The organism is Microbacterium sp. NPDC090007 (assembly GCF_044748345.1).
Taxonomy (GTDB): Bacteria; Actinomycetota; Actinomycetes; order Actinomycetales; family Microbacteriaceae; genus Microbacterium.
The window spans coordinates 320,026-340,023 of sequence record NZ_JBIVFV010000002.1; the positions used below are offsets into that span (position 1 = coordinate 320,026).

Genomic DNA, 19,998 nt, shown 5'->3' on the forward strand with positions numbered 1-19,998 from the left:
CTCAGGCGGTCGCGAGACGCCGCTGCGCCACCAGCTCGGCGATCTGCACGGCGTTGAGCGCGGCACCCTTTCGCAGGTTGTCGTTGCTGATGAACAGCACGAGGCCCTTGCCCTCGGGGGCGGACTGGTCGGCGCGGATGCGGCCGACGTAGCTGGGGTCGGACCCGGCGGCCTGAAGAGGCGTCGGCACCTCTTGGAGGCGGACGCCCGGGGCGTCGGCGAGCAGCTCGCGCGCACGCTCGGGGGTGATGTCGCGGGCGAACTCGGCGTTGATGCTCAGGGAGTGGCCGGTGAAGACGGGGACGCGCACGCACGTTCCCGCGACGCGCAGCTCGGGCAGTTCGAGGATCTTTCGGCTCTCGTTGCGCAGCTTCTTCTCTTCGTCGGTCTCGTTGAGGCCGTCCTCGACGAGGTTGCCGGCGAACGGGATGACGTCGAACGCGATCGGGGCGACGTACTTCTCGGGCGCGGGGAAGTCGAGAGCCGACCCGTCACGCACGAGCCGCTCGACGTCGCCCTGCGCGAGGACGCCCTCGACCTGGCCGAGGAGTTCTCGCGCCCCGGCGAGACCCGAGCCCGAGACGGCCTGATAGGTGCTGACGATCAGTCGTTCGAGGCCGGCCTCGGCGTCGAGCACCTTCAGCACCGGCATGGCCGCCATGGTCGTGCAGTTGGGATTGGCGACGATGCCCTTGACGGCCTCATCGATCGCGTGGGGGTTTACCTCGCTCACCACGAGGGGGACCTCGGCATCCATCCGCCAGGCGCTGGAGTTGTCGATGACGAGGGCGCCGGCTTCGGCGAAGCGGGGAGCGTGCGCCCGCGAGCCCGTGGCCCCGGCGGAGAAGAGTGCGACCTCGACACCCGCGGGGTCGGCGGTGGCGACGTCCTCGACGACGATGGGCCGCCCGGCGAACTCCACGGTCGAGCCGGCGGAGCGCGCCGTGGCGAACAGGCGCAGCTCGCGGATCGGGAACGCCCGCTCGGCGAGGATTTCGAGCATGACGGTGCCGACCTGGCCGGTGGCGCCGACGACGGCGAGGGAGGTTCCGGAATCGGAGATGCGGGTCATGCGAGGTCCTCGGGTGTTCGGGTGGCGGATGCCGCGAACGCGGCGTTCGGGTCAGGGTAGCGCGAGTGCCGGGGACGACGCCGACGCGGGCGGCCCGACGCAGGAACTTTGCCGGTGCAGCTCCGGCACGACGCCGGTTCGCACGGCGCCGGGCGCCCCGGACCGGAAAAGTCCTGTCGCCCCTCGCCGGCCCTCGTCAGCTCAGCGCCGCCGCACCGAACGACACCGCGAAGCGTTCGCACCACAGATCGACCGTGCGGAACACCGAGAGGTCGACGTCGGCGGGGATGTCGTAGAGCTGATCGCCGAGATTGCCCCGCAGCGGACCCAGGTCGACGTGGGCGTGATCCGCCGCCGTGTACCACCCGTCCCGTCCCTCGACGACCGGGCCCGCGCTGAGCCAGACGTGCACGTCGGGCCCATTCGACGTCGACAGCCCGACCAGGGCCAGCTGACGGGTGCCGTCGGGGTTCTCGATGACGCGGACCGCGCCCGATGTCTCGTGCTCGTGACTGATCAGGGAGCCGCTAAGAAGATCGACCGGGCCGGCGGGCGGGGCGGGCGTCGCCGCGTCGGTCGCCATCGCCGCCATCTCGACCGGCGCGGTCGTCGCGGTGGGTGCGCTCGTCGCGGTGGTCGACCCCTGCGGCGCCGGGATCGCGTCGGCGACGCGGACGTCCACGAACAGCAGCCACGGTTGGAACAGCAGCCCCGCGACGATGAGGACGATCGCCGCCGCGCCGGCCCCCAGCATCCACCCGATTCTGGTCCGCCTCGACCTCTGCTGCCGCGTCATCGTGACCTCCGCTCGTTGAGCGAAGGGTAGGCCGCGCGGCTGGAGACCGCCTGCGAAAACGGCGGTGTCAGCGACCGGTGCCGGCGTGGACCGTGGCCTCGGCGTCGCCGTCGAGACCGTAGGCGGTGTGCACGAGACGAGCGGCCTCGGCCAGGTCGACCCCGCGCACGACGACCGAGATGCGGATCTCGGACGTCGAGATCATCTCGATGTTCACGCCCGCCAGGCTCAGCGCCTCGAACAGGGTCGCTGAGACGCCCGAGTGCGTGCGCATGCCGGCACCGACCACCGACAGCTTGCCGATCTGGTCGTCGTGGACGAGGCTCTCGAAACCGACCTCGGACTGCTCCCCCGACAGCGCGCGCAGCGCCGTCGTGGCATCGGTCTTGGGCAACGTGAACGAGATGTCGGTCCGGCTGGTCGCGGCCGCCGAGACGTTCTGGACGATCATGTCGACGTTGGCGCCGGACTTGGCGACGATCTTGAAGATGTCGGCGGCCTTGCCGGGGACGTCGGGCACGCCGATGACGGTGATCTTGGCCTGGCTGAGGTCGGTGGCGACGCCGGCGACGATGGGCTCTTCCATGGTGGCTCCCTCGGGGACGAGCGGGGACTTCTTCGAGGCGTCGAGCACCCAGGTGCCCTCGCCCGAGCTGAACGTGGACCGGGCGTGGATCAGCACGCCGTGGCGCCGCGCGTACTCGACCGCGCGGATGTAGAGCACCTTCGCGCCGTTGGCGGCGAGTTCGAGCATCTCTTCGCTCGAGACGCGCTCGAGCTTGCGCGCCATCGGCACCACGCGCGGATCGGCGGTGAAGATGCCGTCCACGTCGCTGTAGATCTCGCAGACGTCGGCGTCCAACGCCGCGGCGAGCGCGACGGCGGTGGTGTCGGACCCCCCGCGACCGAGCGTGGTGATGTCGCGGGTGTCGCGATTGAAGCCCTGGAAACCGGCGACGATGACGATCGCGCCCTCGTCGAGGGCTTCGCGCAGACGCACCGGCGTGACGTCGACGATACGCGCGGCGCCGTGGGTGGCATCCGTGATCATGCCCGCCTGGCTCCCCGTGAACGAGCGCGCCTCGAAGCCCATCGAATGTATCGCCATGGCCAGCAGCGCCATCGAGATGCGCTCGCCGCTGGACAGCAGCATGTCGAGCTCGCGCGGGGCGGGGATGGGCGCGACCTGGTTCGCGAGGTCGAGCAGCTCGTCGGTGGTGTCGCCCATCGCGCTCACCGCGACGACGACCTCGTGGCCGGCGCGACGGGTGTCGACGATGCGCTTGGCGACCCGCTTGATGCTCTCGGCGTCGGCGACGGACGAGCCGCCGTACTTCTGGACGATCAGAGCCATGAAAGGAACTCCCGGAGGGGTCATGCGTCGGGATGCCGCGACGCCGGCGCTCGTGCCGCGCCCGTGCATCATCCTAGGGGCGCGTCCATCACCGCTTGGTCATGCGGACCCACCGGGCGGACGCGCAGCCCCCGTCGATAGGATCGAGGCGTTCCACCCCCCACCCCCCTGGAGCGATCGGATGCCGCTCACACCCGGCCACTGGCTCTCGTCCCTGCGCCGTCTGGTGCACACCGACGACGCCGCGACCTCGACGGACACGACCCTGCTGCCCGTGATCGACGAGGCGCTCGCAACCCGCATCCTGGACCTGGCCATCCGCATCGGCGAGACGATGCTCGTCGTCGGCGCCCCCGCGAACGAGGTGACGCTGACGATCGTGCGCGTGTGCGGTGCCTACGGCCTCGACCCGGTGCACGTGGACGTCACGTACAACTCGATCACGATCGCCCACAGCCGCCCCGGCGCCAGCCACCCGACGACGCTCCTGCGGGTCGTGCGCGGATCGGTGCCCGACCACGCCAAGCTGCAGCGCCTGCAGGCGCTCGTGACCGAGATCGCCGACGGTCTCGGTCTCGACGAGGCGATCACCCGGTGCCGAGCGATCCGCCGCCTGCCCTTCCGCTATCGACCCGCGATCGTGATCGTCTCGCAGGCGTCGCTCGCCGCCGGCGTCGCCATCATGTTCGGCGCCAACTGGCTGGCGCTCGTGCTGTCGTTCATCGCAGCGGCCCTCGCGGCGAGCACCCAGTACGTCCTGGCCCGCGCGCGGGTGCCCTACTTCTTCGCGCAGATCGCCGGCGGCTTCGTGCTCACCGTCGTCGCGGCACTGTCGCCCCTGCTGCGCTACACCGGGATCGACGCGGCCGCCGCGATCAGACCGTCGGTGATCGTGGCATCCGGGATCGTGCTCATGCTCGCGGGACTCACCGTCGTCGGAGCCGCCCAGGATGCCATCGACGGTTTCGCGCTGACGGCGACGGGGCGCATCCTGGAGCTCACGACGCAGACCCTGGGCGTGGTGCTGGGGATCCTGGCGGGTCTGGAGACGGTCCGTGTCCTGGGCCTCGGCATGTCGCCGCCGACCACCGCCCTCCCCCTCGGTCCGGTCGTCCTGCAGTTCGTGGGCGCGGCGGTCATCGCGATCGCCGTGGCGGTGTTCAACGGCGCCGGCGCCCGGATCGTGATGGTGAGCGCGGCGCTCAGCCTGGTCGCGTGGGCGGGCTACCTCGCCGCGACCGGTGTCGGATTCGAGGTCGCGGCGGCGAGCGGCGTGGGCGCGTTCGTCGGCAGCTTCGTCGGCATCGTCGTCGCATACCGCCTGCACGTGCCGTCCGTTGCCATCACCACTGCGGCGATCCTGCCGCTCGTGCCCGGGGCGGCGGTGTTCCGCGGACTGCTGGGCATCGTCGAGTCGGGCGAGGATCCGGCCGTGCTCATGACCGGCGTCACGACCCTCGCGGGCGCGGCGACCATCGGCATCGCCCTCGCCGTCGGGGCCTCGCTGGGCATCTACCTCGGCCAGCCGGTGCGCGCGACGCTGTCGAGCGTGACCCGCGTGCGGGCGCGGGCGCGGGGCTGACCGCGACGGGACGACGCTCGGCCGTGCGCGCGGGGCCGCTGACCGCGACAGGACGATGCGGGCCGTCGTGGTGCAGGGCTGCTGACAGCGACGGGGCGATGCGGGCCGCCGCTCCCGCCCCGCGCGGGCGGCGGTCCGTGGCATCCGTGGTCCAGAGGCGACGCCCGCTCAGCCGAAGCGACCGTTGACGTAGTCGTACGTGCGCGGGTCGATCGGCGAGTCGAACATCGCCGCGGTGTCGCCGTGCTCGACGATGTGCCCCGGCTGGCCCTGCGAAGCGAGGAAGAACGCGCACTGCTGCGAGACGCGCTGCGCCTGCTGCATGTTGTGGGTCACGATGACGATGGTCACCTCTTTCTGCAGTTCCCCCATCGTCTCCTCGATCACTCGCGTGGACGTCGGATCCAGAGCCGAGCACGGCTCGTCCATGAGCAGCACCTTCGGCTTGACCGCGAGCGACCGCGCGATGCACAAGCGCTGCTGCTGACCACCCGACAGACCGCCGCCGGGCTGGCGCAGACGATCCTTGACCTCCTTCCACAGCCCCGCCGACGCGAGCGAGCGCTCGACCAGGTGATCCTTCTCGTCGCGCGAGGCGCGCACGCCCGTCAGCCGGAGCCCGGCGATGACGTTGTCGTAGATCGACATCGCGGGAAAGGGGTTGGGCTTCTGGAAGACCATCCCGATGTCGCGCCTCGCGTCGGTGAGCTTGCGGGCGGTGTCGTAGATGTCGACGCCGTCGAGCAGCACCTCGCCCGCGAGCGACGCGGACGGGACGAGCTCGTGCATGCGGTTCAGGATGCGCAAGAAGGTGGACTTGCCGCACCCCGACGGCCCGATCAGTGCCGTCACCTGTCCGGCGGGCATGGTCAGCGACACCCGGTCGAGGACCTGGTGATCACCGAACCAGGCGGTGATCCCGCGGGCATCGAGGGTCGCGAGGTCGGGCGGTAGGTCGGGGAACGGGTCGCGCGGGAGCGCCGGCACTGTCAGATCACCCTCGAGGGGAGCCGGGAAGACGGGGGTCGCGGGTGCGGGCTCGCGTCGGGCGCGGCGGCCCTGGGCGTCGCCGGCGGCGGGGAGAACGGTGGTGGTGTCGTCGGACATGTCGCGATCCTCGAGGGTCAGAGAAGGTTGGGGAGCAGTCGCGTGAGCTGGTCCGCGACGAAGAAGCCGGCGAGGGCGGCGACGGGAAGGAAGACGATCCACGTCTTCTGTGCACCGAACCGGCGGAAGGACCACACGGCCGCGATCTCGACGGCGATGAGGAACTGCACGGCGAAGACCAGCGCCCACACCGTGCGCACGTCCGTCGCCATGGCCCGGTGCGCCGGATCGAGAGTCGTGGTGGTCGTCAGACGTGCACCGGCGGCTTGCGTCTCGGAGACCAGGCGGGCGTCCACGTAGGCGATGCCGGTCGGGATGTACGGCACCCCGCGGGCGGTCTGGAGGATGAGCCGGCTCTCGCCGCGCACCAGATTCGGCGGCGTCGGATCGCCGGCGTAGCGCAGGCCCATCACCTCGAACAGCTGCAACCCCTGGCCCGTGCGCACCGTGATCTCATCACCCGGCTCGAGCGCCGAGATCGCCGAGAACGGCCCTCCGAACGCCCCCGCCCGCCCCATCAGCACACTCACGCCGGCCTGCCCGGGCAGGACGCTGTCTCGGCGGTGCCCGACGCCGAGGGCCGTCTGCGCCGAGGACGTGCCCTCGACCACGACCTCGTGGAACCGCAGACGCGGGATGTCCATGATCGCGACCGGTGCCCCGTCGGCCAGGAGAACGTCCTCGAACGTGCCCTCGCCGACCGGGGCGGTGCCGGCGGCGAGCTGCGCCCGCAGATCGTCCTCGAGACGCTGCTGCGACGCGAGGTGCTGCAGGTGGCTGAAGACGGTGACGTTCCCCACGAACATCATCACCAGCAGCAGCAGCGTCGCGACGATGCTGCGCGCGAGGGCCTCACCCGAACTCAGGACGACCGGCCCGCGCGGCGCCACCGGGGGCCGGCGCGGCGGGCGCGGCACGCGCGGCGGACGGCCGCGTCTCACCGGGGGCTCGACGGGGAGGACCGATTCATCGATGACGCTCACGCGGGCACCCCGATCGCGAGGTCGTCGGCCTCGGCATCCCGACGCGATCGCCACAGCTGCACCACGGCGAAGGCGATACCGGCCAGCAGCAGCCCGGCGACCACCAGCCAGGGGAAGACGAAGACCGTGACGTCGCGCGTCAGCGGGCTGAGCTGCGTGCCCTCGACCTCGGCGGGCGGGCGGAAGGTCGCGTGAGCGGTCAGCACGGTCCACTGCCCGACGCCACCCAGCTCCGCGGAGACGACGCGGCTCTCGCCCGCTCTCAGCTGCGACACCGCCACCGCGTCGATCTGCGCGACGCGGTTGCCCAGCGGGCCCTCCATCCAGAAGTCCGCCGTCGCATCGAACGTCGAGGTTGAGACGTTCCGCACCGTGAACGACAGCGCAGCGGACCCGCCGAAGGGGTTGGGCGAGATGCGGACGTTGCTGAGCAGACCGCCCACGTGCACGACACCGCCCAGATCGACGGCACCCGGAGCGGGCGACGGCGACGGTGAGACGATCGACACCGTCTCGGAGCCGGAACCCGCGGGAGCGGTGCCCGCACCGGACCCCGCCCGCACGCCCGTCCCCCCGGCGGCGCCCTTCGCCGGCGCTCCGGCGCCGCTCGCACCCGCCGAGGCGGCACGGCACGGCGAGGACTGCGAGCTGGGCGGACCGATCACCGTCGCCGACATGTCCACGGCCCCGGTCGCCGCCGCGGACGGCGCCGCCGTGGGGCACGTCACCCCCGACGCGGCGCGCGCGGGCGAGGCGCCGGCGCTCGGCAGGGTCGCGGGAGCCAGCACCGCCGCGGCGGTGATCAGCGCGACGGCGGACAGTCGTGGCATCCATGCCCGCAGAACCCGCCTCACGGCGTACCGCCCGGGGCACCGGTCGCCACGGTCTCGCGCGCGGACTCGGCCTTGCGGCGGGCTTCGGCCTCGGTGTACTCGACCCAGGCCCGGGCGCGGCGCGCGTCGATGCGACGGCGCAGACGCAGCCACCCCCACATCAGCGCGCCGAGGAGCACGACGAGCAGCAGCGCCCACGGGACGACGAACAGGACGGTGTCGCGCGACACGCTGCGCAGCGGTCCCGGGTTGAGTGCCTGGTCGTCGACCGAGGGGTACAGCGTCACCGACGGCGCGAGGTAGATCCACTGCCCCACGCCCGAGAGGGTCGTGGTGACCGTGCGCGTGCTGCCGGGCAGCATCTCGTCGACGTCGGATTCCACGACACCCGAGACGCCGACACCGAATACCCCGCGCACCTCGGCCTTGAGGCGTCCGGACAGGGCGACGTTGCCCGCGTTTCGCACCGTGAAGGTCACAGTCGTCTCGCCGTTGAGGGGATTCAGGCTCGGCGCATACGACGCGGACATTCCGTCGATCGACATGATCGGCTGCAGGTCGCCGGGAACACGCACGTACAGACGCGTTCCCACCCGGCGATCGACCAGCACCTGGCCGTCGTCCGCGAGGGCGGACACGACCAGACCGGCGGCGTGGTCTCCCGGTCCCGCGTCGGCGGGCACGACGAGGTGGAACGGCACCTCCGTCGATGCGCCCGGTTCAAGGGCGACCGAGACGCTCGGCTGCCCGCCGAAGTCGACCCAGGCGCCGGCGTCCGTGGGAGTGACACCGGTCTCGAGCAGACCGTAGCCGCCCTCGTCGGTGTTGAACGCATCGGTGGCGAACACGGTGTAGGTCTGCGCGGTCGAACCGGCGTTGGTGACCACGTAGGTGTCGTCGATGCTCTGGCCGGGGCTCATCTGGTAGCTGAAGCGCGACCGGGGCGAGGTGCCGTCGGCCGACAGCGGCGCCGCGGAGACGCCGATCGTGTCGGCGGCGGGGGCGTCCTCGGCGTGGGCGGGACGGGCCGCGGAGAGGGCGGCGGAGATCGCGGCGACGCCCACCAGGGCGAGCGCGACCGAGCGGAGCCCCCACGCCTTCGGGCGGCGGGGGGCAGGGGAGGAAAGCACGATATATCTCCGCAGAGGATGCTTGCCGCGATCGATCCGCGGCATGAACGAGGGCTGAACGCCGAACGGGCTGTCCGACGCGGACGAGGGGCGGCGCCGACGGCGCCGCCCCTCGCGTGCGATCACTTCGAGACGAGCGTGAGCGTCATCTTCGAGGTGTAGGTGCCGGCCGGAGCGTCCGACGGCGCCACGAGGGTCAGATCCGCACCGAGCTTGGTCACCCCGACACCCGAACCCGCCGCCGCACTGGCGAAGGTCGAGGGGTAGACCGCCGCACCGGCGGTCTGCGCCGTCGCCGGGACGACACCGGTTGACGTGGTCCCGGTCGGGTTGACCTTGGGACCGACGCCGAGGTTGGCGGAGCTGAAGGTGGCGGCGTCGCTGGTGAACGCGGCGACCGTCTGCGTCAGCGTCCAGCCCTTTTTGCTGACGACGCGGTCGTCGGTCACGGTGACCTCGGGCAGGCTCGCGGTCGAGGTCGACTTGTTGTTGATCAGCTGGGCCTGACCGAACGTGGCCGTGGCGCCCGCGGGCACCGAGAGCGACAGCGAACCGTCCTGAGGAGCGACGGTGGTCGCCTGCAGCGAGATGTCGCCCGCGGTGCCACCGGCCGGAGGCGTGGTGCCGCCACCGGCGGGGACCGTCGCGGTGTAGCTCCACGAACCGCCCGGCTTGACCGTGATGTACGCGAAGGACGCGTCCTCGACGATGACACCGTTGCTGGAGGTGAAGGCCAGACCGGCCGAGAAGTCGCCGCCGTTGGCCTTGACCGAGGCGTAGTTGGCGCCGGCCAGGTTGTTCAGCAGCAGGGCCGGGGTGAGGACCGTCTTCTTGGCAGGGTCGTTGAAGGCGTTCATCTGGCTGCCGAGCCACTTCGAGGTGTCGCGCTCGCCCCCGCGGGGCGAGACGAAGACGAAGACACCGGTGGCCTTGTCGGGGCCGGTGAACATCTGGTCGTAGTTCGAGAAGCCCTCGGCGACCGGGTACCCGGCGACGAGCTGGTCGAACGCGATGGCCTCGCCGTCGGCGACCAGGTTCTCGGTCGTGGCGTCGAAGATGTAGAACGGCTCGGTCGAGCCGGCGGGGGTGTTGGCGGCCTGGGCGGCCGTGACGCCCGTGCCGACGAGCACGAGGGCAAGAGCGGCCGCGGCGGCGGCCTTGAGGGCGGAAGTGCGGAACATCGGAGTGTCTACCTTTTCGATTTTCTCGATCAGCCCTGGGCGTAGGCCGCGATGGGGGTGGTCGAGGAAGGGGCGAGGAAACCGAACTTGCGCTTGACCGATCCGGGCGCCAGGGGCGAGTTGCCGAAGTTGGTCAGGCTGGTGAGCGACGAGGAGTTGACGAGGTTCGCGAGAACCGGGTCGTACGCGGCGGCACCGGTGTAGGTGAACGTCGACTGCACGCGGGCACGCTCGACGATCAGGTAGGTGTCACGACCGAAGGTCGTGTTGGAGTAGTAGCTCGCGTTGGCGACGAGCGAGGGGGCCGTGCCCGTGAAGGGCGCGGCACCGGCGACGGGCGAACCCAGCTGCACGGTCGGGGCGGCGCCGACGGTGTTGACACCGGCGACGTTGTTGGCCTGGGCGATCCAGCTGCCGGCCGAGAACGGGATGATCTCGCCGTCTCCGAGCACGGTGGCGTCATTCTCGGGAACGGTGGTGTTGGTGGCGTCCGCGACGCCCGAGGGCGTGGTCACCTGGATGGCGTTCAAGAAGAACGAGCGGGTGCCCGACGACGTCTGGGGCAGGCGCGGCTTGACCGTCACGCCGTCGATCGCGGTGATGGTGCCCTCGTAGATGCCCTTGAGCTGCGATGCGGTGAGCGTCGCCCACGCGGCGGTCCCGCCCTTGTAGGCGTAGGCGACCGCGTCACGGGCGAAGGGGACGTACAGCAGGCGCCCGTCGGCGTTCGCGGAGGAGCCCGGGCCGCCGGAAGTGCGGGCGATGTCGACCTGGCCGGTGATGCTGCGAGCCGGGGTGACGTTGCCGCTGACCGACCAGTTGCCCCCGTCGATCGAGCGGCGCAGGGCGTCGCGACCGGCGCTGGAGCCGTTGGGGCGGGCGAAGAAGGGACCGTTCGACTTGGCCTGGATGGCTGCCGAACCGAACGCGTCGAAGTTGCCGATGGACTTGCCGTCGGCGAGGACGCGGACGTAGGAGCCGGACGCGCTGGAGCCGTTGGTGAGGGCGTTCATGGCGTCCTGGAGAGTGTCGGAGCCGACAGCCACGTAGCTGTTCGACACCGGTTCGGCCGACGCGGTCGAGGCGATGCTGACGCCCGACAGCAGGAGGCCGACGGCCGCACCGAGGGCGGCGATCTTCTTGATCTTCACGGGTAACCAATCTGGAAGAGGTGGATGAGTGTGATTTCGGGTGATGCGCGGAAGGAGAGGAGCGAGTCCGCGTCAATCGAGGCGACGCGGAAGTCTGGGGATGAGGAAGACGACGCCGGCGGCGAGCGCCCCGGCCAGCAGGCTGGCGGGCAGGACGGCGGGCAGGCCGCCCACGCCGGGGTCGGCGGGGGTCTGCGCCCCGGCGAGGGCGCCCGCCACCGCACCCGAGGCGACCGGATCGGTGGCGCTGGGCGCGGCCCCCGCCCCCGCGACGGCCGCGGAGCCGGGCGCAGACGCGGCACCGGCCGCGGCGGGCAGGGCGCCCGAGGCGAGGGGACCCGAGGCGGTCGGCGCCGTGGTCGGCGCGGGTGCACTCGAGCGGGTCAGACCGCCCTGGATCACGTTGGCGGCCACCACCGCCTGTTGGCGCCAGGCGTCGGGGATCGGGGCGTACCCCACGGGCAGCTGGCCGACACCGGACCCCGGCTGCTGACCGTAGCCGGACGCGTAGCGGATGAACGTGGCGTAGCTCGAGCGCGCCTTGGCATCCGTCATGTAGGGGTTCGCCGCCGCGTAGACCGCAAGCGTCAACGGATAGGCCGCCGTGGCGCTGCGGGCGGAATCGGAGCCGAAGTCGAAGCTCACGGTCTGCGTCTGCGGCGTGGGCGACACCATGGCCGAGGCGGCGGCGAGCATCGAATCCGTCGACACCGCGGTGAACTCCCCGGCCGGGTTCTTCAGATGCGCCGAGATGATCTGATACTTCTCGGATGCCGCGCTGTCGGTGAGCCCGATCACCGCTTGGGAGCCCTGCAGGCTCCGCGGTTCCTTGATGTACCGCGGCGGGTTGCCGAGCTGATCCCACGATCCCGAGATCTGCGCGTCGCCGCGGAGCGTGAGGTAGCCCGAGGTGTCGAGGTCGTTCGTGTAGGGACGCCAGCCGATGACGTTGAGCTCGCCCGCGCCGCCCTTGACGGCCTCGCGCTTGGTGGGGTCGGCCTTGGGGAAGGTGTCGATGGGCAGCTGCAGCGCCCCGTTCGGGTTCACCTCGGCGTTGGTGGAGCTGTACTTGTTGACCCGGGTGCCCCACGGGTCGGGTTCGCCGTTCAGGAAAGCCCGCGCCTCGGGGTCGGCGAGGACGTAGTTCCAGACGGTCGAAGCGACGTCGGAGCGGCCCTGCGTCACGAGCATGTCGGACACGCCGACGCCGGCGATGGACTGGTGACGCCACTCAGGGTCGTTGATCGCGAGGAAGTCCTCGTCGAAGAGCAGGTTGCGCGGGTTCGTGCCGAGATGGCCGCGATCGGTCTCGGTCGGTAGGGAGTCGACGTAGGAGGAGGTGAGGAGCTTCGCGATGAGGCGGGGGGTGAGGTTCATGGAGGTGAACGGCAGGCCCGCGCGTGCCTTCTCGTCGTCCGTCGCCGCGGAACCGGGAAAGCGATCGATGGCGAACGCGACGGTCACGGCCGACAGGCCCACGGGGGCGTAGATCAGGTCGTCGGCACCCTCGCCCGCGTAGGGGCGCGAGGTCAGGGCGAGCGGCGCCGACGTGGTCGCGAGGTTGGCGGCGACCGTCGCATCGGCCTCGTTGCTCGTGATCATGTTGTAGATGTCGCCGCCGTTGGCGCACAGGGCCGGCTGCCACGACGAGAGGGCCGACGAGAGCAGTTCGCTGCCCACGACCTGACGTTCCGCGGCGCCGATGCCGCAGGTGGTGCCGAGGGGGCGGAAGTCGAGCTTCACGGCGAGGTGATGCTTCCAGCTGTCCCAGAACAGGCCGGACTGATTGATGGACGAGGAGCCGTTGTCGGCCGTACCGCGCGGGATGATCACCAGCCAGCAGGACTGACCGCGCGGTGTGCCGTCCGCCGCGCCGACGGGCCGGCCGCAGCCGAGTCCACGGGACTGCACCGCCGTCTGCACCTCGAACTTCGCGGTGCCCGTGCCGTCGGACCCGGAGCCCGCCCACGACACCTCGTTCGAGGTGTACTGCGAGAAGAACGGGTTCTGGTTGACGGGGACGCGGGGTCCGTCGACGAACCTGCCGTTCACGATGCGGTCGACCCGCTCGTTCTCGCCGTCGCGCACGGTGGAGGATTTGAAGGGGATGGCCGTCTCACTCGGCTCGGTGACCCCCGTCCCCATGACCGTGTACTCCTGGTCCTGCGGGGGGATCTCGTATCCCCACTCGCGCGAACTGACGCGCCCTCCGCCGAACGTGCCGCTCGCGCCGTACTGGCAGGTCGTGCGGTCGGGGCGGCCGGTGTCCATCGGGTCGTCGCCCCAGCACTGCATGATCTGCAGGAAGTTCTCGCCGCCCGTCTGCTGGCTCGGCGGCGTCGACCGTGCCGCGTTCTTCCACGAGACGGTGATGCCCTGGGCGCCGAGACCACGGGTCTGCGAGACCGTGACCTCGAGCTGGGGGAAGGGGGCGTTCGCGGCGTCGGGGTCGTAGGACGCCGCCGTGACGGTGGTCGCCCCCAGATCGGCGCCGTCGTCGGCGGACGCGGCGGGGGCCGGGAGCGCGCCCCCGGACATCGCGGTGAAGACGATGCCGGCGACGGCCGCGCCGGCCAGGACCGAGAGCAGGCCACGGCGGGGGTGAAGAGGTGCTCGAAGACGCACGGTGTCCCCTGTTCTGAGTCGACAGGGCCTGTCGACGGGTCGAAATTATGGGCGGGTCATGACGGATGGATGAACGAGCCGTCAACGACGTCTCGCGCGGGTGTTGCGGAGGGATTTTCTTGAAGAAACGCTGTTCAAGGGCATTTTCTGGCGCGCCGACGACGCCTGCCGGAACAGGCGTGGTCGGACGGGCTCAGCGTCCGGCGGACCGGTGGGGGCGTCGCATGAGCAGCGGCGGCACCACGATCGCACCGGCCAGCAGAACGGCGGCGACGGCCATGAGCACCGCGGGGGCTCCCGGCACCGGGTCGGGGATCGAGAACGGCGCGGATGCCGCGGCCCGGCCGCCACCGGCAGCCGCTCCCGACAGCAGGTTGCCGTTCGCGTCGTACTCCGCCTCCGCGGACGCGGCCGCCGGGTCGGCGGCGGTGGCCGCGGCCGCGCCGGCGGCGGCCGCCGTCGAGGTGGATGCCGCCGCACCGGCCGCGGAGCCGCCGTCACCCGATCCGGTCACGTCGGTGTCGGTCCCGGCGGCACCGGCCGTTCCGCTGACGCACTGGTTCGGGCCCTGCTTGTCGCAGTCGGCCGGCTGGGGAGCCGTCTGCGCCAGACGGTTGTCGTCGAGCGAATCGCCGGGCTGGAAGGTGGGGTTGTTGCACGAGTTGATGTCGACGGTCTCGCTCTTCGCCCCCGGGATGCGCGTGATCTGCTCGGCTCCCGCCTGGACCAGGTTCATCGGCAGCGGGGAGTACCCGAGCTGCTCCGCCTGTTGCTGACCCTCGCACAGGACGTACTTGGCGAAGGCGCCGAGCGTGCGACCCTTGTCGGCGTTGAACGTCCCACCCTCTTGCGTGGGCACGATCATGTAGGAGTAGCTCGACAGCGGATACGTACGGGGGTCGGCGTTGTTGTAGACGCCGTCGAGGATCTGGGTGAGGTAGTCCGCCGACGATGCGTTGGTGTTGATCTGCGCCTTGAGCATCGCGACGGCGACTGAGGACGCCGTCGGCTCGATGTAGTACCCCGCGGCGTTGAGCACCTTCGCGACCGGGAAGCCGGACTTCAGTGCGTACGAGTACTCGACGTACGTGATCGCACCCTCGCCGTAGTTCTGCCCGACGTAGGCGGCGACGCCGAGCGATCCGCTCTGCAGCGTCGCACCGACGTCGTCGGGGAACTGCGAGGTCATGCCGGTCGTCCAGATGTCGGGATGCTGCTTGCTCATCCACATCGTGAACTGGGCCGTCGACCCCGAGCCGTCCGAGCGGGCGACGCGCTGGATCTGCTTGTCGGGCATGGCCAGGCCGGGGTTGTCTGCCTGAATCGCCGGGTCGTTCCAGTTGGTGATCTGACCCGCGAAGATCCTGGCGACCGTGGCGCCCGCCAGACGGAGGTTCGTGACCCGCTTGCCGCCGATCTTCAGGTTGTACATGAACGAGGTGCCACCCGCGACGATCGGCATGTAGGCGTAGCCACCGGCCGGGGGCTTCTCGGGCTGCGCGCCCTTCTCGGTGGGCTGCAGCTGGAAGGGGATCTCGCTGATGGCGAAGTCGACCGTACGGTTGATGAAGTCGTTGCGCCCGGCCGTCGAACCCAGACCCCGGTAGTCCACGGTCATGCCGTAATTCGACTGCACGTTTCGGCGCCACTGGTCCAGGGCGTTCTGCGACCACGTCGAGCCGGAGCCCGAGATGTTGGCGTAGGGCGCCTCGGCGGCCACGGCGGCGGGCGGTGCGCCGGCGGCACCGACGGCGCCGGCGACCAGCAGTGCCGCAAGGGCGGTCGCGACGAGGCGGATACGGCGGGGGATCACGGGTTCTCCTGGGCGGGGCTCGGGTGGGAGGGGGGAACGCGGCGGGGGGAGGCGTCGACGTCTGTTTCGGGAGGGGATGCCGGTGCCGGCGCGCCGGCGTCGTCGGCGTGCCGCGACGACGCCGCGGGTGATTCAGCCGCGACGTCGGTGGCCGGGACGCCGTGGATCGTCGCCGCAGTGCGGTCCGCACGACGTTCGATGCGCGCCAGGTCGTCGAGCGAGGCGGCGGCCCGGGCGCGGCGACGCCGCGGGCTCAACTGGCCGGGGCCCTTGCCGCCGATGGCGCGCGCGACGATGAAGAGCACGAGCACGAGCACGATCAAGGTCGCGGCGGCGCCGAAGCCGCGGGCGATCATCGTGGGCTCGGGCGATTTGACCATGTCGAACACCTGTAGAGGCAGCGAGATCATCGCTCCCTGAAACGGATTGGTGTTCATCACGGCGGTCACGCCCGAGGTCAGCAGGACCGGGGAGGTCTCGCCCACGCCGCGCGCCGTCCCGAGGATGACCGCGGTGGCCAACCCCGAGCGAGAGGTCGGCAGCACGACCGTCCACACCGTCCGCCACCGCGAGGCACCGAGCGCATACGAGGCCTCGCGCAGGTTCCCCGGCACGAGCCTCAGCACGACGTCCGATGCCCGGATGATGATCGGCAGCATCATCACGGTGATGGCGAGGGATGCCGCGAAGCCCGACCGCTCCTGGGTCACCAGGGTGATGACGGCGGCGTAGATGAACAGGCCCGCCACGATCGACGGCAGCGCCGTCATGGCATCCGAGATCGTGCGCACGAACCGGGCGAATCGACCGCCGATCTCGTTCATGAACACCGCGGTGGCGATGCCGAGGGGCACCGCGATCGCGAGGGCGATCGAGATCTGGATGAGCGTGCCGACGATGGCGTGGGCGATGCCACCGGTCGTGAGGGGGTCGAGGGGACCGGCGAACTTCATCGTCTCGACGAAGAAGTTCAGATGGGTGACGGCGTCGAACCCGCGGACGAGGGTGAACGCGACGACGAACACCAGGGCGGCTAGCAGCAGAGCACCCGCGCTGTACAGCAGCACCGTCATGACGCGGTCGGCGACCTCGCGACGATCGGCGCGCAGGATGATGAGCAGGGCGTAGATCGCGATGAAGGCGAGGTAGGCGACGACGGCCCACCCGATGCCCCCGGTCATCGGCGTCAGCCAGCCGAAGAGCAGCGTCGCCACGGCCAGGGCGGCGCACAGGGCGCCGGCCAGGTCGAACCGTTCTTCAGCGGGCGTCCCGCGGACGCGGCGTCGGGGTCCGATCGGCTCCGTCCCCGGATCGGGCAGAACGGTACGGCCCCGACGGGGCGGCGGGACTGACGCGGTGGCGATGACGCGGGTGACGTCGTCGCGTTCGCCCGTCCGGGTGGGGGCGAGGGTGGCATCCAGGGTCATGTCATCCCTCGCTCTGCGCGCCGGAGCGCGATCGGGCCACGACGGACGAGGCGGTGAAGTTGATGATGAGGGTGATGACGAACAGGGTGAGACCCGCTGCCATGAGCGCCGAGAGGCCGAACTGGCTGGATTCGCCGTAACGCAGGGCGATGAGGGCCGAGATCGAGTTCGATCCCTTGCTCAGGACCTCCCAGTTGATGGTGAAGATGGGCGAGATGATCATGTACACCGCGATCGTCTCGCCGAGCGCACGGCCGAGGCCGAGCATGGTCCCGCCGATGATCCCGCCGCGGCCGAAGGGCAGCACGACCGTGCGGATCATCCCCCACCGGGTCGATCCGAGAGCGAGCGCGCCCTCGCGCTCCCCGATCGGTGCCTGCGAGAAGGCCTCGCGCATCACCGATGTCTGCGTCGGCGCCACCATCAGGGCCACGACGATCCCGGCGATGAAGGCCGACGAGGTGAACTCCCCCGCGGCGGTCGTCCGCGTGCCGTCCGGATCGGTGACGGCGAAGATCGGGATCCACCAGAAGTAGTACGAGATCCACTGGGCGACCGGGATGACCGCCGCCTGGAGGAAGAACACGCCCCACAGGCCGTACACCACGCTGGGCACGGCAGCCATCAGGTCCACCAGCGTGATGAGGGCGGAACGCAGCCGCGGAGCGGCGACCTCGGAGATGAGCAGGGCCGTTCCCCACGCGAGCGGAACCGAGAAGGCCATCGCCACCAGGGCGATCGACACGGTACCGAACAGGACGGCGACGATGCCGAACGAACCCGCCTCGGGGTTCCACTCCTGCGTCCAGAAGAACGACGGCCCCGCGACGGCGAGGGCCTCGCTGCTGCGCAGCCCCAGGAACAACCCGACGGCGAGCATGATCGCCACGGTGATACCGCCCGCGGCGTAACAGGTGACGCGGAAGATCGCATCGCCCCCGGAGGGGCGGGAACGCAGCTCGCGCGGAGCGGGGGTGGAGTGCGCAGCAGTCGTCGCCGGCTCCGCCGCGCGCAGCAGTTCGGTGAGCTCGTCAGGACCTGCGGTGGTCATGCGGCTCCCGTCGGTGGGCGCGCGCGAGCGCACGTGGGGATCGTCTCATCTGGCTTCCTGAGAACAGCGACCGGCGGCGGGTTCCTGCCGGATCCTCGACAGCGTGGAGTCCGAAGGTGAACGACGGGCCACGGATCGGCGAAGGACGCTTGGCCGAGATGCGAGCGGGACGAGGTTCCTCACGGGGACGTCCGGGGCGTCGGGATCGGCGTCGCGGTCGAGGGGGACGGGGACGGGCTCGACGTCGACGACGGCTCGGACGCCGCGTCGGCGACGACGAGCGTGACGCGCGCTCCCCGCTGCACCCGGGTCGCGGCGCCGGGTTCGGCATCCATCACCGTTCCGGGCACCACGGCCCGCGTCGGGACCCGTCGCAGCGCGATCTCGAGACCCGCGGATGCCACGGCGTACTGCGCCTCGTCGGCAGGGCGACCGCGGACGTCGGGGACCGCGGTCCAGCCGCTCGCGACCGTCAGTGCGACGACCGTTCCGGGCAGCACCTGTTCGCCCGGGGCGGGGGTGAGGGAGAGGACCGTCCCCGCCGGGCGGGGGTCGTCGGAGGAGAGCGGAGGGGCCGCGGCGTCCAGCCCGATGGCGGAGAGGATCGCGCGCGCCTCGTCGAGGCTCAGGCCCGTCACCTCGGGGACGGCGATGCGGATCGGCGGCGCCTCGGCGACGGGGGCGACCGTGGCGACCGGCGGGGCCGACCCGACGGGCGCGGTCGCCGCGGCGCTCGCCGTGGGCACGACCTCACCGCCTCGCGCCTCGACGGGGCCGCCGCGCGGCACGAGCGCGAACACGAGCGCCCCGACCAGCACGCCGGCCCCCGCGAGCAGGGCCCAGAGCACCGGCGATGCCCCGGCCCTCGTCGCGCGGACCGGCTCGTGCGCGACCGGGGCGGCGAGCACCCGGGTGGCCGGGGGCGGTGCCGGCGAAGAGGGTGCGATCGGTCGGACCGGTGGTGCCGGTGACCGCGGCACGCCGGCCGTCGCCGCGACAAGCGCCTCGCGCATCTCGGCGGCGGACGCGAAACGGTCGTCGGGGTGCTTCAGCAGGGCGCGCACGACCACGCGGTCGAGGGCGGCGGATACACCCGGCACGCGCACCGACACCGTCGGGGGCACCGAAGCGAGGTGCGCGCGAACGGTGTCCTCGGTGCGCGGGCGCACGAACGGCGGCTCCCCCACGAGCGCCGTGTGCAGCAGGCCGCCCACCTGGTAGAGGTCCCCCGCGACGCCGACGGGATCGCCGCGCAACTGCTCGGGCGAGGCGTAGGACGGGTTGCCGACGATCTGCTGCTCCCCCCTCCCCCGCTCCCCCTCGTCGCCGAGGAGCACGTCGCCCGCGCGGGTCGTACGACCAGGGACATCGGCGAGTCCGAAGTCGATCACGCTCGCGCCCGAGATCCCTCCCGCGGTGTCGCGGTGCACCAGGACGTTCGACGCGGACACGTCGCGGTGCACGAGTCCTGCACGGTGGACGGCATCCAGGGCATCGAGGACCAGCTCGGTCACGCGCGCCGCGCGGGCCGGTGTCAGCGGTCCCCCGGTCCGGACGATCTCGGCGAGGGACGTTCCGGGCGCGAAGGTCCACGCCGTCCAGATCACGTCGTCCGGGTCGTCGCCGACCGCGATCACGCGGGGGATGCCAGGGTGCTCGACGCGTCGCGCCCTCTCCGCCTCGCGCAGGAACGCCGCCCGCGCCCCGGCGGCGGCCGCCAGATGCGGGTGCAGCATCTTCAGGGCGACGAGTCCGCCCGCCTCGACGTCGAGCGCCTCGTAGACCGAGGCGGTGCCGCCCGAACCGAGCAGGCCGCGCACCCGGAAGCGTCGACCGACCAGGTCGGTGCTCTTGCTCGTCACGGCGGGGTCCCCGGGTGCGATCCGACCGCCG

15 protein-coding genes are annotated in these 19,998 nt (G+C 71.4%); 1 reads left to right on the plus strand and 14 read right to left on the minus strand.

Annotation, left to right across the window (positions count from 1 at the left end; genetic code table 11):
• Position 1: 1 nt before the first annotated feature.
• The 3 genes from ACIPVB_RS10045 to ACIPVB_RS10055 all read right to left on the minus strand — a co-directional run bounded on the left by ACIPVB_RS10045 (position 2) and on the right by ACIPVB_RS10055 (position 3,222).
• Positions 2-1,072 carry an aspartate-semialdehyde dehydrogenase gene (locus ACIPVB_RS10045; RefSeq protein ID WP_400368607.1) on the minus strand — a complete coding sequence of 357 codons (1,071 nt, stop codon included), beginning with the start codon at positions 1,070-1,072 and terminating at the stop codon, positions 2-4.
• A gap of 196 nt (positions 1,073-1,268) precedes the next feature.
• On the minus strand, positions 1,269-1,826 hold the full coding sequence (locus ACIPVB_RS10050; RefSeq protein ID WP_400368608.1) for a DM13 domain-containing protein: 558 nt from the start codon (positions 1,824-1,826) through the stop codon (positions 1,269-1,271).
• 109 nt (positions 1,827-1,935) lie between these two features.
• Positions 1,936-3,222 carry an aspartate kinase gene (locus tag ACIPVB_RS10055; RefSeq protein WP_400368610.1) on the minus strand — a complete coding sequence of 429 codons (1,287 nt, stop codon included), beginning with the start codon at positions 3,220-3,222 and terminating at the stop codon, positions 1,936-1,938.
• Between the two features lie 181 nt (positions 3,223-3,403).
• On the opposite strand from ACIPVB_RS10055, the gene ACIPVB_RS10060 reads away from it, so the two are divergent.
• Complete coding sequence (locus ACIPVB_RS10060; protein WP_400368612.1) at positions 3,404-4,804, plus strand: threonine/serine exporter ThrE family protein; 1,401 nt, start codon at positions 3,404-3,406, stop codon at positions 4,802-4,804.
• A gap of 168 nt (positions 4,805-4,972) precedes the next feature.
• On the opposite strand, the gene ACIPVB_RS10065 is transcribed toward ACIPVB_RS10060, so the two are convergent.
• The 11 genes from ACIPVB_RS10065 to ACIPVB_RS10115 all read right to left on the minus strand — a co-directional run bounded on the left by ACIPVB_RS10065 (position 4,973) and on the right by ACIPVB_RS10115 (position 19,967).
• Positions 4,973-5,911 carry a phosphate ABC transporter ATP-binding protein gene (locus ACIPVB_RS10065; protein WP_400368613.1) on the minus strand — a complete coding sequence of 313 codons (939 nt, stop codon included), beginning with the start codon at positions 5,909-5,911 and terminating at the stop codon, positions 4,973-4,975.
• 17 nt (positions 5,912-5,928) lie between these two features.
• Entirely contained in the window at positions 5,929-6,894 is a 966-nt protein-coding gene (locus ACIPVB_RS10070) for a sortase (protein WP_400368614.1), read from the minus strand.
• Positions 6,891-7,724 carry a hypothetical protein gene (locus ACIPVB_RS10075; protein WP_400368616.1) on the minus strand — a complete coding sequence of 278 codons (834 nt, stop codon included), beginning with the start codon at positions 7,722-7,724 and terminating at the stop codon, positions 6,891-6,893. The genes ACIPVB_RS10070 and ACIPVB_RS10075 overlap by 4 nt, the downstream gene beginning before the upstream one ends.
• A gap of 20 nt (positions 7,725-7,744) precedes the next feature.
• Entirely contained in the window at positions 7,745-8,857 is a 1,113-nt protein-coding gene (locus ACIPVB_RS10080) for a hypothetical protein (protein ID WP_400368617.1), read from the minus strand.
• 122 nt (positions 8,858-8,979) lie between these two features.
• Complete coding sequence (locus ACIPVB_RS10085) at positions 8,980-10,038, minus strand: hypothetical protein (RefSeq protein WP_400368618.1); 1,059 nt, start codon at positions 10,036-10,038, stop codon at positions 8,980-8,982.
• A 29-nt stretch (positions 10,039-10,067) separates the two neighbouring features.
• On the minus strand, positions 10,068-11,189 hold the full coding sequence (locus ACIPVB_RS10090) for a substrate-binding domain-containing protein (protein ID WP_400368619.1): 1,122 nt from the start codon (positions 11,187-11,189) through the stop codon (positions 10,068-10,070).
• A gap of 72 nt (positions 11,190-11,261) precedes the next feature.
• Positions 11,262-13,814, minus strand: a complete 2,553-nt coding sequence (locus ACIPVB_RS10095; RefSeq protein WP_400368621.1) for a hypothetical protein — start codon at positions 13,812-13,814, stop codon at positions 11,262-11,264.
• A gap of 193 nt (positions 13,815-14,007) precedes the next feature.
• The gene (gene pstS, locus ACIPVB_RS10100; protein WP_400368622.1) at positions 14,008-15,627 is read right to left on the minus strand and encodes a phosphate ABC transporter substrate-binding protein PstS; all 1,620 of its coding nucleotides are present in this window, start codon (positions 15,625-15,627) and stop codon (positions 14,008-14,010) included.
• Positions 15,624-17,054: a phosphate ABC transporter permease PstA gene (gene pstA / locus ACIPVB_RS10105; RefSeq protein ID WP_400368623.1), complete on the minus strand. Its 1,431-nt coding sequence runs from the start codon at positions 17,052-17,054 to the stop codon at positions 15,624-15,626. Before pstA ends, pstS begins: the two co-directional genes overlap by 4 nt.
• A gap of 1 nt (position 17,055) precedes the next feature.
• The gene (pstC, locus tag ACIPVB_RS10110; protein ID WP_400368625.1) at positions 17,056-18,105 is read right to left on the minus strand and encodes a phosphate ABC transporter permease subunit PstC; all 1,050 of its coding nucleotides are present in this window, start codon (positions 18,103-18,105) and stop codon (positions 17,056-17,058) included.
• Positions 18,106-18,284: 179 nt separating this feature from the next.
• On the minus strand, positions 18,285-19,967 hold the full coding sequence (locus ACIPVB_RS10115; RefSeq protein WP_400368626.1) for a PASTA domain-containing protein: 1,683 nt from the start codon (positions 19,965-19,967) through the stop codon (positions 18,285-18,287).
• Positions 19,968-19,998: the final 31 nt, after the last annotated feature.